Origin of the sequence: Streptomyces justiciae, from assembly GCF_015163075.1 — a bacterium.
Classification (GTDB): Bacteria; Actinomycetota; Actinomycetes; order Streptomycetales; family Streptomycetaceae; genus Streptomyces; species Streptomyces justiciae.
This window is the reverse complement of record NZ_JADDXU010000010.1, coordinates 346,331-360,630: the sequence shown is the minus strand read 5'-3', so window position 1 is coordinate 360,630 and position 14,300 is coordinate 346,331. Positions and strand designations below refer to the sequence as shown.

General features: G+C 70.4%; 12 protein-coding genes and 1 pseudogene. 10 read left to right on the top strand and 3 right to left on the bottom strand.

The genetic code is table 11. From position 1 onward, the window contains the following. Window positions 1–175: pseudogene (locus IQ210_RS27865) on the top strand (formyl-CoA transferase); the annotation flags it as partial. Continuing rightward, the gene (locus tag IQ210_RS27860) at window positions 175–675 is read left to right on the top strand and encodes a beta-class carbonic anhydrase (protein ID WP_194081877.1); all 501 of its coding nucleotides are present in this window, start codon (window positions 175–177) and stop codon (window positions 673–675) included. The pseudogene IQ210_RS27865 and the gene IQ210_RS27860, both read left to right, overlap by 1 nt. Here IQ210_RS27860 and IQ210_RS27855 read toward each other — a convergent pair. Next, complete coding sequence (locus IQ210_RS27855) at window positions 646–1,356, bottom strand: GntR family transcriptional regulator (RefSeq protein WP_194081876.1); 711 nt, start codon at window positions 1,354–1,356, stop codon at window positions 646–648. The genes IQ210_RS27860 and IQ210_RS27855 overlap by 30 nt on opposite strands. Before the next feature lie 144 nt (window positions 1,357–1,500). Here IQ210_RS27855 and IQ210_RS27850 point away from each other — a divergent pair, with 144 nt between their 5' ends. After that, window positions 1,501–2,283 (top strand): acyl-CoA dehydrogenase family protein, encoded by a 783-nt coding sequence (locus IQ210_RS27850; protein ID WP_194081875.1) that lies wholly within the window; start codon window positions 1,501–1,503, stop codon window positions 2,281–2,283. Between the two features lie 27 nt (window positions 2,284–2,310). Here IQ210_RS27850 and IQ210_RS27845 read toward each other — a convergent pair whose 3' ends face one another. Then, on the bottom strand, window positions 2,311–3,000 hold the full coding sequence (locus IQ210_RS27845; protein WP_194081874.1) for a GntR family transcriptional regulator: 690 nt from the start codon (window positions 2,998–3,000) through the stop codon (window positions 2,311–2,313). A 227-nt stretch (window positions 3,001–3,227) separates the two neighbouring features. On the opposite strand from IQ210_RS27845, the gene IQ210_RS27840 reads away from it, so the two are divergent. The 5 genes from IQ210_RS27840 (at window position 3,228) to IQ210_RS27820 (ending at window position 9,358) form a co-directional block, all read left to right on the top strand. Continuing rightward, window positions 3,228–3,701 (top strand): NAD(P)H-dependent oxidoreductase subunit E, encoded by a 474-nt coding sequence (locus tag IQ210_RS27840; protein ID WP_194081873.1) that lies wholly within the window; start codon window positions 3,228–3,230, stop codon window positions 3,699–3,701. Window positions 3,702–3,703: 2 nt separating this feature from the next. After that, window positions 3,704–5,308: a formate dehydrogenase beta subunit gene (locus IQ210_RS27835; RefSeq protein WP_194081872.1), complete on the top strand. Its 1,605-nt coding sequence runs from the start codon at window positions 3,704–3,706 to the stop codon at window positions 5,306–5,308. After that, window positions 5,305–8,073: a formate dehydrogenase subunit alpha gene (gene fdhF, locus IQ210_RS27830; RefSeq protein WP_194081871.1), complete on the top strand. Its 2,769-nt coding sequence runs from the start codon at window positions 5,305–5,307 to the stop codon at window positions 8,071–8,073. Before IQ210_RS27835 ends, fdhF begins: the two co-directional genes overlap by 4 nt. Window position 8,074: 1 nt before the next feature. Further along, a complete protein-coding gene (locus IQ210_RS27825; protein WP_228048413.1) occupies window positions 8,075–8,287 on the top strand; it encodes a formate dehydrogenase subunit delta in 213 nt (70 codons plus the stop codon). Window positions 8,288–8,416: 129 nt separating this feature from the next. Then, window positions 8,417–9,358, top strand: coding sequence for a LysR family transcriptional regulator (locus tag IQ210_RS27820; RefSeq protein WP_194081870.1), 942 nt, complete (start codon window positions 8,417–8,419; stop codon window positions 9,356–9,358). A gap of 3 nt (window positions 9,359–9,361) precedes the next feature. Here IQ210_RS27820 and IQ210_RS27815 read toward each other — a convergent pair whose 3' ends face one another. Further along, window positions 9,362–10,936, bottom strand: coding sequence for a FadD7 family fatty acid--CoA ligase (locus IQ210_RS27815; protein WP_194081869.1), 1,575 nt, complete (start codon window positions 10,934–10,936; stop codon window positions 9,362–9,364). A gap of 256 nt (window positions 10,937–11,192) precedes the next feature. Between IQ210_RS27815 and oxc the strand changes: the two genes are divergently transcribed. Continuing rightward, window positions 11,193–12,944: an oxalyl-CoA decarboxylase gene (gene oxc, locus IQ210_RS27810; protein WP_194081868.1), complete on the top strand. Its 1,752-nt coding sequence runs from the start codon at window positions 11,193–11,195 to the stop codon at window positions 12,942–12,944. A 43-nt stretch (window positions 12,945–12,987) separates the two neighbouring features. Continuing rightward, complete coding sequence (gene frc / locus IQ210_RS27805) at window positions 12,988–14,244, top strand: formyl-CoA transferase (RefSeq protein ID WP_194081867.1); 1,257 nt, start codon at window positions 12,988–12,990, stop codon at window positions 14,242–14,244. The last annotated feature ends 56 nt before the right edge of the window (window positions 14,245–14,300 follow it).

The following is a 14,300-nucleotide window of genomic DNA, read 5'->3' as shown; positions in this document are numbered from 1 at the left end:
GCATCCCGAACGCGGCGCCTACACCACCGTAGGCAACCCCCTCAAACTCTCCGACTCACCCACCCGCATCACCCCCTCCCCCCTCCTCGGCCAACACAACGAGGACGTGTACGTCCGTGAACTTGGCCTGACCCAGGACGAGTTGCCGCTGCTCAAGTCGCAGGGAGTGATCTGATGTCGGTCACCGACCAGCTCGTGAAGTCCAACCGGGACTACGCCGACGGGTTCAGCGACCCGGGCATGGACGCCCGTCCCGTTCTGGGTGTGGCCGTCGTGGCCTGCATGGACGCCCGTCTCGACCTGCACGCCGCGCTCGGCCTGGAGCTCGGCGACTGCCACACCATCCGCAACGCGGGCGGCGTGGTCACCGACGACGTGATCCGGTCGCTCACCATCAGTCAGCACAAGCTGGGCACCCGCAGCATCGTGCTGATCCATCACTCCGGCTGCGGCCTGGAGGCGATCACCGAGGACTTCCGCACCGAGTTGGAGATGGCGGTCGGCCAGCGCCCCGCCTGGGCCGTGGAGGCCTTCCGGGACGCCGACCAGGACGTCCGGCAGTCCATGCAGCGCGTGCGCACCAACCCGTTCCTGCTGCACACCGACGACGTGCGCGGCTTCGTCTTCGACGTGAAGACCGGCCTGCTACGGGAGATCGACCGGGAGGCCCGCTGACCCCGTGACCGCCGCGATCTGCTGGCAGTAGAAGTCGGTCGTGTTCCGGGTGTGCCGGCGCATGAGTTCCTCGGCCAGGTCGGGGTCGCCGTCGGCGATCGCCTCGATGATCAGGGCGTGTTCGTTCCAGGCGTCCTGGCCGCGGGGCCTGGCGATCGGCATGTAGTACCAGCGGACGCGGCGGTCGACCTGCGGGATGAGCTCGGCGAGGACCGCGTTGCGGGACAGGAGCGTGATGTGGCCGTGGAGGTCGGCGTTGGCCTCCACGATCGCCCGGGCGTCACCGGCCGCGAGGGCGGTGACGCCCGCCCGCTGGAGCTCCCACAGGCGGGCCACGTCGAGCGGAGTGGCGTGCCGGGCGGCGTCACGCGCCGAGCGCGTCTCCAACAGGGCGCGGACGCTGAGGAGTTGGGAGCACTCCTCGGTCGTGGGGGAGTGCACGAAGGCGCCCTGGGAGGGGCGCAGGTCGACCCAGCCGGCGGTGTGGAGCCGTTGCAGCGCCTCACGGATCGGCTGGCGGCTGACGCCGAGTTCCTCGGCGAGCTCGGCCTCGACCAGGTGCTGGCCGGGCTTGAGGGAGCCGTTGATGATCAGCTCGGTGAGGGCGTCGTAGACGGCCTGGCGGAGCGGTGCGGGTCGCGCGATCGGGCCGCGGGCTGTCACGGCGGGTGTGTCGGGCATGGGCCCTCTTTCCCTCGTGGAAGTGACAAGGAAATTCCCCGTCCCGACCTCTGGTGCCGGGACACGGATGCAGAATACTGTATGCAATCATCGATCGACAGTAGTCCACAGTGGTCCAACAGCCACTCCCGAGGGGGTCGCCCCGTGTCGTACCGCACCGCTCTCTCAGAAATCCTGACCAGCGTCGTCGCCCCCGCCGCCGAACTGACCGGCGTGCGGGGCAGGTTCCCCCGCGCTGCGGTGACGGCCCTCGGGCGCGCCGGGCTGCTGGGGCTCACCGTCTCCACCGCGCACGGCGGCGGGGGGCGGGGGTTGCCGGAGGCCGCGGCCGTGGTGGCCCGTACGGCATGCGTCTGCCCGGCCACGGCGGCCGTCCTCCGGTCCCACTACGCGGCGGTCGCCGTCATCGAGGCGTACGGCGGCTCATGGGTGCGCACGGAGATCGCGGCGGGCCGCCATCTGAGCAGCCTCGCCCTCGCGGAGACGGAGGTGCTCGGGGAGGAAGGCCTTCTCGCGCCGCACTCCACCGCCGTCCGCTCCGGTGATGTGGTCGCGCTGCGGGCCCGTAAGTACCGGGTGGTGGCGGCAGGGGAGGCCGACAGCTATGTGTGGTCCTCCCGCCCGCTCGCCGCGCTCGACGGGCTCACGCTGTGGGGGGTTCCGGCGCACGCCCCGGACCTGTTCGTGCCGGCCCGGCCCGGCGGCGCGGGTCCGTCCGGGAGCGGGACGTCGACGGTGTTCGCCGACCCGGTCCTCGTCCCCGCCGACGCGATGCTCGGCGCGGACGGCACCGGGCTCGACATCGTGCGCCGTACGGTCCTGCCGTGGCTGCGCGAGCTACGAGCCGCCGGGAGCACCGGAGTTCAGGCTCCGCAGGTCGTCGGCGTCACCGCCGCCCGCCCGGCCGCCTCGTTGGCGCCGTCCTGAACTCCCCGGGGACGGCGACGAGTTGTGTCAGTCCCGCCCGGCCTTGGCGGCGAACTGCCTGCGGTAGAAGTCGGCGGTGCGCTCGGCGTGCTTGCGCATCACTTCACCCGCCCGGTCCGCGTCCCCCTTGGCGATGGCCTTGATGAGCTGGCTGTGCTCGTTCCAGGCCTCCTTGCCGCGGGGCTTGGCGATGGGGGTGTAGTACCAGCGCACCTTCTGGCCCACCTGCCCGAGCATCTCCGCCAGTACGTCGTTGGCGGCCACGGAGGTGATGAAGGAGTGCAGGGCCGTGTTGGCGGCGACCAGCCGCTCGACGTCACCCTCGGCGAGCGCGTCGACGCCGTCCTGGTGGAGTTCCCAGAGGCGCGCGACGTCCTCGGGCTTGGCGTTCTGCGCGGCGAGCTGCGCCGAGTAGGTCTCCAGGACCGCGCGGACGCCGAGGAGTTGGGCCGCCTCCTCCTCGGTGGGAGAGTGCACGAAGGCGCCCTGGGCGGGCCGCAGGTCGACCCAGCCGGCGGTCTGAAGCCGCTGGAGGGCCTCGCGGACCGGCTGCCGGCTGACCCCGAGGTGCTCGGCGAGCTCGGCCTCGACCAGATGCTGGCCGGGCTTGAGGGAGCCGCTGACGATCAGCTCGGTCAGGGCGTCGTACACGGCCTGGCGCAGGGGGGCCGGGCGGGCGACGCGCCGGGTCGCAGCGGCCGTGAGTGCCTCGCGCATGGTTGTCCTGTTCTGCTGCCGAGAGAGGTGGTCCGCCGCCAGGGGTGCGGCCGACGGCGGCGTCAGAATACAGGTTTTGGTATGCAACATGGCGTGGCCTGGAGACCCTGGGCGACCGCGCCACGGCTTTCCATGACTGTCGTCTGTATACAGAAGCCTGTATGGGGTATTGTCTCAGTCTCCTGCAACCCTCGCCGGGGACCCGTGTCACGGAAGGCGAAGCGATCATGACGACCAGCGGGAGTGACGTGACGGTCGAGAGCGTGGTCCGGAGGGTGGTGGCCGATCACCGGGGACAACGCGGCGCGCTGCTCCCCGTACTGCACGCCGTACAGGCCGAGTTGGGACATGTGCCGCAGGAGGCGATCCCGGTACTGGCCGACGAACTGAACCTCTCCCGGGCGGACGTCCACGGAGTGGTGACCTTCTACCACGACTTCCGCCGCGAACCGGCGGGCCGCACCACGGTGCGCATCTGCCGCGCCGAGGCCTGCCAAGCGCTGGGCGCCGACCGCCTGGTGAGCTACGCGCGCGAAGCCGGACTGCCCCTGGGGGAGACCGCGGCCGACGGCTCGGTCACCGTCGAGCAGGTTTTCTGTCTGGGCAACTGCGCGCTGGGACCGGCCGTGGAGGCGAACGGACGGCTGTACGGACGAGTGGGCCCGGCCCGCCTGGGCTCGATCCTCAACGGGACGGTGTGACGATGAACAACGCTTCCCACTCCGCCGCGACGGTCTACGTCCCCCGCGACTCGGCGGCCCGGTCCGTGGGCGCCGACGAGGTCGCCGCCACCCTCCAACGGGCCGCCACGCGCGGGGACTTCGCGATCGACGTCGTACGCAACGGATCGCGCGGCATGCTCTGGCTGGAGCCGATGATCGAGGTGGTCACCCCGCAGGGCCGCGTCGGCTACGGCCCCGTGGCCCCCGAGGACGTCGACGGCCTCCTCGCCGCCGGCCTGCTCGACGGCGCGGAGCACTCCCTGCGGCTCGGCCTCGTCGACGAACTCCCCTGGCTGGCACGGCAGACGAGGGTCACCTTCGCCAGAGTCGGCATCACCGACCCGCTCTCCCCGGAGGACTACGTCGAGCACGGCGGCCTCAAGGGACTCCGCGCCGCCCTCGACATGGCCCCCGCCGACGTCGTCACCGCCGTCACCGAGTCCGGACTGCGAGGCCGCGGCGGTGCCGGATTCCCGGCCGGCATCAAGTGGAAGACGGTGCTGGACTGCGCCGACGAGCTGAAGTTCGTGTGCTGCAACGCCGACGAGGGGGACAGCGGGACCTTCGCCGACCGGATGGTCATGGAGGGCGACCCGTTCCTGCTCATCGAGGGCATGACCATCGCCGCGCACGCGGTCGGCGCGAGCGAGGGCTACGTCTACATCCGCTCCGAGTACCCGGACGCCATCGCCACAATGCGCGAGGCCATCGAACTCGCCCGCGAGCAGGGCTGGTTGGGGCAGCGCGTCCTGGGCTCGTCGCTCGACTTCGACCTGCACGTCCGCGTCGGCGCCGGCGCGTACATCTGCGGCGAGGAGACCTCCATGCTGGAGAGTCTGGAGGGCAAGCGCGGCATGGTCCGGGCGAAGCCGCCGATCCCGGCGATCGAGGGCCTGTTCGGCAAGCCGACCGTGGTGAACAACGTCCTGACCCTCACTACTGTCCCGGTCGTCCTCGCCGACGGCCCCAAGGCCTACCAGGACCTCGGCGTCGGCCGCTCCCGCGGCACCCAGGTCTTCCAGCTCGGCGGCAACATCGCCCGCGGCGGCATCGTGGAGACCGCGTTCGGCATCACGCTGCGCGAGCTGATCGAGGAGTACGGCGGCGGCACCCGCACCGGACGGCCCGTGAGGACCGTCCAGGTCGGCGGGCCGCTCGGCGCGTATCTGCCCGAGGCGCGGTTCGACCTGCCCATGGACTACGAGGCGTTCGCCGAGGCCGGCGCCATGCTCGGGCACGGCGGCGTCGTCGTCTTCGACGACACGGTGGACATGGCGGCGCAGGCCCGCTTCGCGATGGAGTTCTGCGCGGAGGAGTCCTGCGGCAAGTGCACCCCCTGCCGGGTCGGGGCCGTACGCGGTGTCGAGGTCATCGACAAGATCGTGGCCGGTACGCACCGCGACGAGAACCTCGCCCTGCTCGAAGACCTCTGCGACCTGATGACCGACGGATCGCTGTGCGCGATGGGCGGGTTGACCCCGATGCCCGTGCGCAGCGCCCTCACCCACTTCCCCGACGACTTCCTCGGCGGGCGCAAACTCCTGGACATCCACCCCGTGAACACGAGGACGGAGGGCATGGTATGACGCTCCTCAAGGAACCCGACTTCGGAACACCGGAGCGACCGGGCCCGGCCACGGTCTCCGTCGAGATCGACGGCCTGCCGGTGACCGTCCCCGAGGGCACCTCGGTGATGCGCGCCGCGGCGGAAGCCGGCGTCGACATACCCAAGTTGTGCGCCACCGACAGCCTGGACGCCTTCGGCTCCTGCCGTCTGTGCGTGGTCGAGATCGACGGCCGCCGCGGCACCCCGGCCTCCTGCACCACCCCCTGCTCGGACGGCATGAAGGTGAGCACCCAGACACCGAAGGTGGAGAAGCTCCGCCAGGGCGTCATGGAGCTCTACATCTCCGACCACCCCCTCGACTGCCTCACCTGTCCCGCGAACGGCGACTGCGAACTCCAGGACATGGCAGGCGTGGTGGGCCTCAGGCAGGTCCGCTACGGCTACGAGGGCGCCAACCACCTCGACGCCGAGAAGGACACCTCCAACCCCTACTTCGACTTCGACCCGGCCAAGTGCATCGCATGCTCCCGCTGCGTGCGTGCCTGCGGCGAGGTCCAGGGCACGTTCGCGCTCACCATCGAGGGCCGCGGCTTCGACTCCAAGGTGTCGCCGGGCGCGGGGGAGTCCTTCATGGACTCCGAGTGCGTCTCCTGCGGCGCCTGCGTCCAGGCCTGCCCGACGTCCACGCTCCAGGAACGCTCGGTCGTCGAACTCGGCATGCCCACCAGGTCCGTTGTCACCACCTGCGCCTACTGCGGCGTCGGCTGCTCCTTCAAGGCCGAGCTGCGCGGCGACGAACTCGTGCGCATGGTCCCGTACAAGGACGGCGGCGCCAACGAGGGCCACTCCTGTGTGAAGGGCCGCTTCGCCTTCGGCTACGCCACCCACCCCGATCGCAAGCTCAAGCCGATGGTCCGCGACCGGATCACCGACCCGTGGCGCGAGGTCGAGTGGGACGAGGCGATCGGCACGGTCGCCCGCCGGATGCGCGAGATCCAGGACCGGCACGGCTCGGGGGCGGTCGGCGCCATCACCTCATCGCGCTGCACCAACGAGGAGGTGTACGTCGTCCAGAAGATGGTCCGCGCGGCCTTCGGCAACAACAACGTCGACACCTGCGCCCGCGTCTGCCACTCCCCGACGGGCTACGGCCTCAAGCAGACCTTCGGCGAGTCCGCGGGCACCCAGGACTTCCGCTCGGTCGCGCAGGCCGACGTCATCATGGTCATCGGCGCCAACCCCACCGATGGCCACCCGGTGTTCGCCTCCCGCATGAAGCGCCGGCTGCGCGAGGGCGCCAAGCTCATCGTGGTCGACCCGCGCCGCATCGACCTGGTCCGCTCGCCGCACATCGAGGCCGAGCACCACCTCCAGCTGCGGCCCAGCACCAACGTAGCCGTGGTCAACGCCATGGCCCACGTCGTCGTCACCGAGGGCCTGGTAGACCGGGACTTCGTGACCGCGCGCTGCGAAGGCTTCGACGACTGGGCCGAGTTCGTCGCCCGTCCCGAGAACAGCCCCGAGGCGGTCGAGGAGATCACCGGCGTACCGGCTACCGAACTCCGCGCCGCCGCGCGGCTGTACGCGTCCGCGCCCAACGGTGCCATCTACTATGGCCTCGGCGTCACCGAGCACAGCCAGGGTTCGACCATGGTCATGGGAATGGCCAACCTCGCGATGGCGTGCGGCAACATCGGTCGTGACGGCGTCGGCGTGAACCCGCTGCGCGGCCAGAACAACGTCCAGGGCTCCTGCGACATGGGCTCCTTCCCGCACGAACTCCCCGGCTACCGCCACGTCTCGGACGACGCGGTCCGCACCGTCTTCGAGAACCTCTGGGGCGGAACCCTCCTCGCCGAGCCGGGACTTCGCATCCCCAACATGTTCGACGCGGCCATCGACGGCTCCTTCCGGGGCCTGTTCGTGCACGGCGAGGACATCGCCCAGTCCGACCCCAACCTCAAGCACGTGACCGCCGCGCTCGAAGCCATGGAACTGGTCGTCGTCCAGGACCTGTTCCTGAATGAGACCGCCAAGTTCGCGCACGTCTTCCTGCCCGGCGCCTCCTTCCTGGAGAAGGACGGCACCTTCACCAACGCGGAGCGCCGCATCAACCGCGTCCGCGCGGTGATGAAGCCCAAGACCGGCAAGCACGAGTGGCAGATCGTGAGCGAGATCGCCACCGCCATGGGCTACCCGATGGCGTACGACCACCCGGGCCAGATCATGGACGAGATCGCCGCCGTCACCCCGACGTTCACCGGCGTCTCCTTCGAGCTGCTCGACAAGCTGGGCAGCGTCCAGTGGCCCTGCAACGAGGAGGCCCCGGAGGGCACGCCCATCATGCACGTGGACGAGTTCGTGCGCGGCAAGGGCAGGTTCGTGGTCACGTCGTACGTCCCGACCAACGAACGGAGCACCAGGCGCTTCCCGTTGGTCCTGACGACCGGCCGCATCCTGAGCCAGTACAACGTCGGCGCGCAGACCCGTCGTACCGGCAATGTCGCCTGGCACCCCGAGGACATCCTGGAACTGCATCCGCATGACGCGGAGGACCGCGGCATCAAGAACGGTGACATGGTCACCCTGGCCAGCCGGGTCGGTGAGACCACCCTGCGCGCGGAGATCTCGGACCGGATGCCGACCGGGGTCGTCTACACGACCTTCCATCACCCGGTGACCGGCGCGAACGTCGTGACCACCGAGAACTCCGACTGGGCCACCAACTGCCCGGAGTACAAGGTGACCGCCGTGCAGGTGGGTCTGGCGACGGTGGGGGGCTGAGATGACCGCGACCGTGCCGTCCGAACAGCGGATGGCGAACGACATCGCCAGGAACCTCCGGCACCTGCCGCAGGAGCGGGCCGCGGAGGAGATCGCGGGACACATCGGCCGGTTCTGGGACCCGCGGATGCGCGCCCGGCTGTACGAGTACGCCGACGCCGGAGCGGACGGCCTCGACCCCTTGGTGGTCGCTGCCGTGAAGCTCCTGCGCTGAACCTCCCTCCGGGCCGCACCGGGACTGTACACACAGAACGAATACTGCATACAGTATTTGCGGCGATCGTGAGCGGCCGTCGGTGACCGCCCCCGGTCCCGGCGCGGCCCGGCGAGAGAGGAGTCGTTCATGCTGTTCCGGCAGCTTGAGTACTTCGTGGCGGTGGCGAGAGAGCGGCACTTCGCCCGGGCGGCCGAGTCCTGCTTCGTGTCGCAGCCGGCGCTGTCGGCGGCGATCGCCAAGCTGGAACGGGAGTTGAACGTCACCCTCATCAACCGCGGGCACACCTACCAGGGCCTCACCCCGGAAGGCGAGCGGCTGGTCGTCTGGGCCAAACGCATCCTCGCCGAACAGGACGCCTTCAAGGCCGAGGTGGCCGCCGTCCAGTCCGGCATCACCGGCACCCTGCGGCTCGGCACCGACCCCACGGCCTCGACGACCCTGGCGCTGCCCGTCGCCGCGTTCTGCGCCGCCCACCCGCTGGCCAAGGTGCAGGTCCGCTCCCGGCTGTCGACGAAGGAACTCCACCGCCAGTTGCGCGACTTCGAACTCGACGTGGCGATCGCCCACTTCGACCCCGGCGACCAGGAGGGCCTCCAGGTCGTCCCCCTGTACCAGGAGCGGTACATGCTGCTGGTGTCGGACGACCAGCCGGTCACCCAGTCCGCCACCGTGACCTGGGCGGACGCGGCCCAGCTGCCGCTCGCCATGCTGACACCCGACATGCGCATCCGGCAGATCGTCGACACCGTCTTCGCGGAGAAGGGGTTCGTGGTGACCCCGCAGATCGAGACGGACTCGATCGCCTCCCTCTACGCCCATGTGGGCGGCGGCGGTTGGGCGAGCATCGTCCCGCACACCTGGCTGCGCGCGATGCCGGTCGTCGGCCGCACCCGCGCGCTGCCCCTGGTCGACCCGGCGGCCGGCGCCCAGGTCTCGGTGGCGATCCACGCCGGCACCCCCGGCTCGGTCGCCGCCCGCGCCTTCGTCAACGCGGCGACGGGCCTGGCCCTGGACGACGTCTTCGCCCGCCCCCTGCCCACCGAACACCTCGTGCGCGCCGTCCCCTGACGCTCACGGCGCGTACCGTGCCTGTACGGCCTTCCGGTCGAGCCCTCCCTTGGCGGTGTACGGCAGCGCGTCGACCACTTCGAGCGGGTCGGGCACCTCGAACGCGGCGAGCCGGTCCCGGCAGTACCGCAGGATCTCCGCCGCGTCCACGCTCTCACCCTCCCGCACCACCACGGCGGCCCCGACCCGTTGCCCGTACGTCTCGTCCGGTACGGCGAACACGGCCGCCTCCGCCACCCCTGGGCACCCGGCGAGGATGTCCTCAACATGCTCGGGCGCAACCTTCTCCCCACCGCGGTTGATGAGGTTCTTGATCCGCCCGGTCAGCGACAGATACCCGTCGGCGTCCAGCATGCCCAGGTCACCGGTGCGCAGCCAGCCGTCGACGAAGGTGTACGACGTCTCGTCCGCGTCGCCGAGATACCCGCGGGCGACCGTGGGCCCCTGCACCCACACCTCGCCCTCGACCCCCACCGGGCAGGGAATCCCGCCGGGGCCGACGACCCGGACCTCGACACCGGTCGGCCGGCCGACCGACCCCTGCTTCAACTCCCCACGTCCCGGCAGGGGTTCACTGGTCGCCTGGTGCGAGGACTCGGTCATCCCGTACGCGGACAGCAGGGGCGCGCCGAACGTACGCTCCAACGCCCGCTGCGTGGCGGTGTTGAGCGGCGCACTGCAACTGCGGACGAACTTCAGCGGCGGCGCCTGCGGCCCCGGGTACTCCTGCTCCGACCGGTCCAGCAGGATCTCGTGCATGGCCGGGACCGCCGTGAACCACGTGGCCGCCACCGCCCGCATGTCGTCCCAGAACGTCGTCGCGGAGAACCGCCCCCGCTCGGGCAGCAGCACACAGCCGCCACTCGCCAGCGAGGCCAGCAGCGCCGCGAACAGTCCGTGCCCATGGAAGAACGGCATCACCGCCACCGTCGCATCCCCCGGCCCCAACTCGTAACTGGCGCAGATGTTCCGCACGGACGCCGTGACGTTCGCGTGGGTGAGCGGGACCATCTTCGCCCGGGCGCTGGTCCCGGCGGTGAACATCACGAGGGCGTCATCGCTCCACAACTCGGCGGATACCCCGGCCACTTGGGAGGCATCGACGACATCGAGAGTGACGGAGGCCGTGCCCGCCCGCGAGACGCCGACGCGCAAGGGCCACGCCGGTACCGGCAGTCGGGAATCGGCGACGGGCGGCCCCACCAGAACACCCCGCGCACCCAACGCGCCCACACGGGCCGAGAGTTGCGTCATCGGAAGCGCGGGGTCCAGCGGCGCGACCACCAACCCCGCCCGCGCCGCGCCGAACAACGCCACCACGAACTCGGCCGTGTTGGCGGACAGCACCCCCACCGCGTCCCCGCGCCGCAGCCCGGCCCCGCCGAGCCGGGCGGCCACGTCGTCGGCCAGGGCGGCGAGGGCACGGTAGGACAGGTGCACCCGCTCACCGCCGACGACGAGAGCACGGGCGTACGGACGTTCCCGGGCCTGCCGGTCCAGGAGATCGACGAGACCCGTCAGCGTCGGAGGCCGGTACAGCTCCGCGCCGCGCACGGACGCCGCGACCACAGCGGCCATGACCCCACCCCCTAGCGCCAGGTCCGATGGAACAGTCCTCTGCGAGCCTGCGGCGGCCTTCGGTGGCCGTCCAATACGCACTGCCGAACGGTCGATAACGGGCGTCTATCAAGGGAGCTGTGAGGGCCTGTGCCGGCTCTCGATAGAAGTTGCTTATCGGCTGGTCGCCGATGGGTCTTGGACGTGGGCGAACGCGCTGCGGATGGTGAGAGGAGTAGCCGCACCGGCAGGACCTGCCCAAGGAGGACCCCGGACCATGACCGCCCCCTCGACACAGGAGACCGCGGCAGCAGCCGACGTGCCGACCGAGCAGCTGACCGACGGGTACCACCTGGTCGTCGACGCGCTCAAGATGAACGACGTCGACACCATCTACGGGGTCGTCGGCATCCCGATCACCGACCTCGCCCGCCTCGCCCAGGCCCAGGGCATCCGCTACATAGGCTTCCGGCACGAGAGCAACGCCGGACACGCGGCGGCCGCCGCCGGCTACCTCACCAAGAAGCCGGGCGTGGCCCTCACGGTGTCGGCACCGGGCTTCCTCAACGGCCTCGTCGCGCTGGCGAACGCGACCACCAACTGCTTCCCCATGGTGCAGATCTCCGGCTCCAGCGAGCGCCACCTCGTCGACCTCAAGCAGGGCGACTACGAGGAGATGGACCAGCTGGCCGCCGCCCAGCCGTTCGTCAAAGCCGCCTACCGCGTCAGCCGCGTCGAGGACATCGGCCGCGGTATCGCCCGTGCCCTGCGCACCGCGATCTCCGGGCGCCCCGGCGGTGTCTATCTCGACATCCCCGCCGCGGTGCTCGGCGCCATCATGCCGAAGGACGAGGGCGCGAAGACGCTGAGCCGTCTCGTCGACCCCGCGCCGCGCCAACTCCCCGCCCCCGACGCCGTGGACCGCGCGATCGAGCTGCTGGCCTCCGCCGAGCGCCCGCTGGTCGTGCTGGGCAAGGGCGCCGCGTACGCCCAGGCGGACGACAAGGTACGGGAGTTCATCGAGTCGACGGGCATCCCGTACGTACCGATGTCGATGGCCAAGGGCCTGCTGCCCGACGACCACCCGCAGTCCGCGGCCACCGCCCGCTCCCTGGCCCTGAAGAAGGCCGACGTCGTCATGCTGATCGGCGCCCGCCTCAACTGGCTGTTGGGACACGGCCAGGCGGGCTGGAACCCGGACGCCAAGTTCGTCCAGATCGACATCGACCCCAAGGAGATGGACAGCAACCAGCCCATCGCCGCGCCGCTCGTCGGCGACATCGAGTCGGTGCTCGACGCCCTCGCCGAACGCACCAAGCCCGGCCAGATCCAGGCCCCTTCGGCCTGGCGCGACGAACTCGGGGCGCGCTCCGCGCAGAACGTCGCCAAGATGGCCCAGCGCCTGGCGGCCGACCCGCACCCCATGCAGTTCATGGGCGCCCTGAAGGCCGTACGCGACGTCATCCACGCCCGCCCGGAGACGTACCTCGTCAACGAGGGCGCCAACGCCCTGGACATCGCGCGCAACGTCATCGACATGCACGTACCGCGCCACCGCCTCGACAGCGGCACCTGGGGCGTCATGGGCATCGGCATGGGGTACGCCATCGCCGCCGCCGTCGAGAGCGGACAGCCGGTCGTGGCCGTCGAGGGCGACAGCGCCTTCGGGTTCAGCGGCATCGAGATCGAGACGATCTGCCGCTACCAACTGCCGGTCGTCACCGTGATCATGAACAACGGCGGCGTCTACCGCGGCGACGACACCAACCCGTACGACGACGCCCCCTCGCCCACCACGCTCATGTCGGCGGCCCGCCACGACCTCCTCATCGAGGCGTTCGGCGGCAAGGGCTACCGCGCCACCACCCCCGCCGAGGTCACCGCCGCCCTCACCGAGGCCCTCGCCTCCGGCGGCCCGGCGCTCATCGACTGCGTCATCGACCCCTCGGCCGGTACCGAGAGCGGCCACATCTCGCACCTCAACCCCAAGGGCATCACCGTCGGCAACATCACGCCGGCCAAGAAGTGACCGCCCAGCCCAGCCCCCGCAACTTCACGAAAAGGAAGCAGACATGAGTGAAAAGCCGCTCGCCGGAATCAAGGTGATCGACTTCACCGGGGTCCAGGCCGGTCCCGCCTGCACACAGATGCTCGCCTGGTTCGGCGCCGACGTCCTCAAGGTCGAGCGCCCCAACGGCGGCGACGTGACGCGCCGTCAGCTCCGCGACATCGAGGACCTCGACGCGCTCTACTTCACGATGCTCAACAGCAACAAGCGCTCCCTCGCCATCAACACCAAGACCGCCGAGGGCAAGGAGGTCCTGGAGAAGCTCATCAGGGACGCCGACGTCCTGGTGGAGAACTTCGCGCCGGGCGCCCTGGACCGCATGGGCTTCACCTGGGAGCGTATCCAGGAGCTCAACCCGCGCCTGATCTTCGGCTCGGTCAAGGGCTTCAACGACCAGTCGTCCTGGAACGACCTCAAGGTCTACGAGAACGTCGCCCAGTGCGCCGGCGGCGCCGCCTCCACCACCGGCTTCTGGGACGGCCCGCCGACCATCTCCGGCGCCGCCCTCGGCGACACCAACACCGGTATGCACCTGGCGATCGGCATCCTCACCGCGATCATCGACCGCACCAAGACCGGCAAGGGCCAGAAGGTCTCCGTCTCCATGCAGGACGCCGTCCTCAACCTCTGCCGCGTCAAGCTGCGCGACCAGCAGCGCCTGGAGCGGGTCGGCTACCTGGAGGAGTACCCGCAGTACCCCAACGGCGAGTTCACCGACGTCGTCCCGCGCGGCGGCAACGCGGGCGGCGGCGGCCAGCCCGGCTGGGTGCTCAAGTGCAAGGGCTGGGAGACCGACCCGAACGCGTACATCTACTTCACCGTCCAGGAGCAGAACTGGAAGCGGACGGCCGAGGTGATCGGCCACCCCGAGTGGGCCGAGGACCCCGAGTACGCCACGGCGCGCGCCCGGCAGTCGCACATCTTCGAGATCTTCGGCGAGATCGAGAAGTGGCTCGCGGACAAGACCAAGTACGAGGCGGTGAACATCCTGCGCGAGTGGGAGGTGCCCTGCGCCCCCGTGATGAGCATGAAGGAGATCGCCTACGACGAGGACCTGCGCAAGAGCGGCACGGTCGTCGAGGTCGAGCAGAAGGAACGCGGCACCTACCTCACCGTCGGCAGCCCGGTGAAGTTCTCCTCCTTCAAGCCCGACATCACCGGCGCCCCGCTGCTGGGCGAGCACAGCTCCGAGGTCCTGGTCGAACTCGGCTACGACGAGGAGACCATCGGCCGGCTGAAGGAGAACGGCGTCATCGTGTAGCCACGGACAGCTGAGTGGGGGCCGTCGCCTTCGGGCGACGGCCCCCACTCATATGC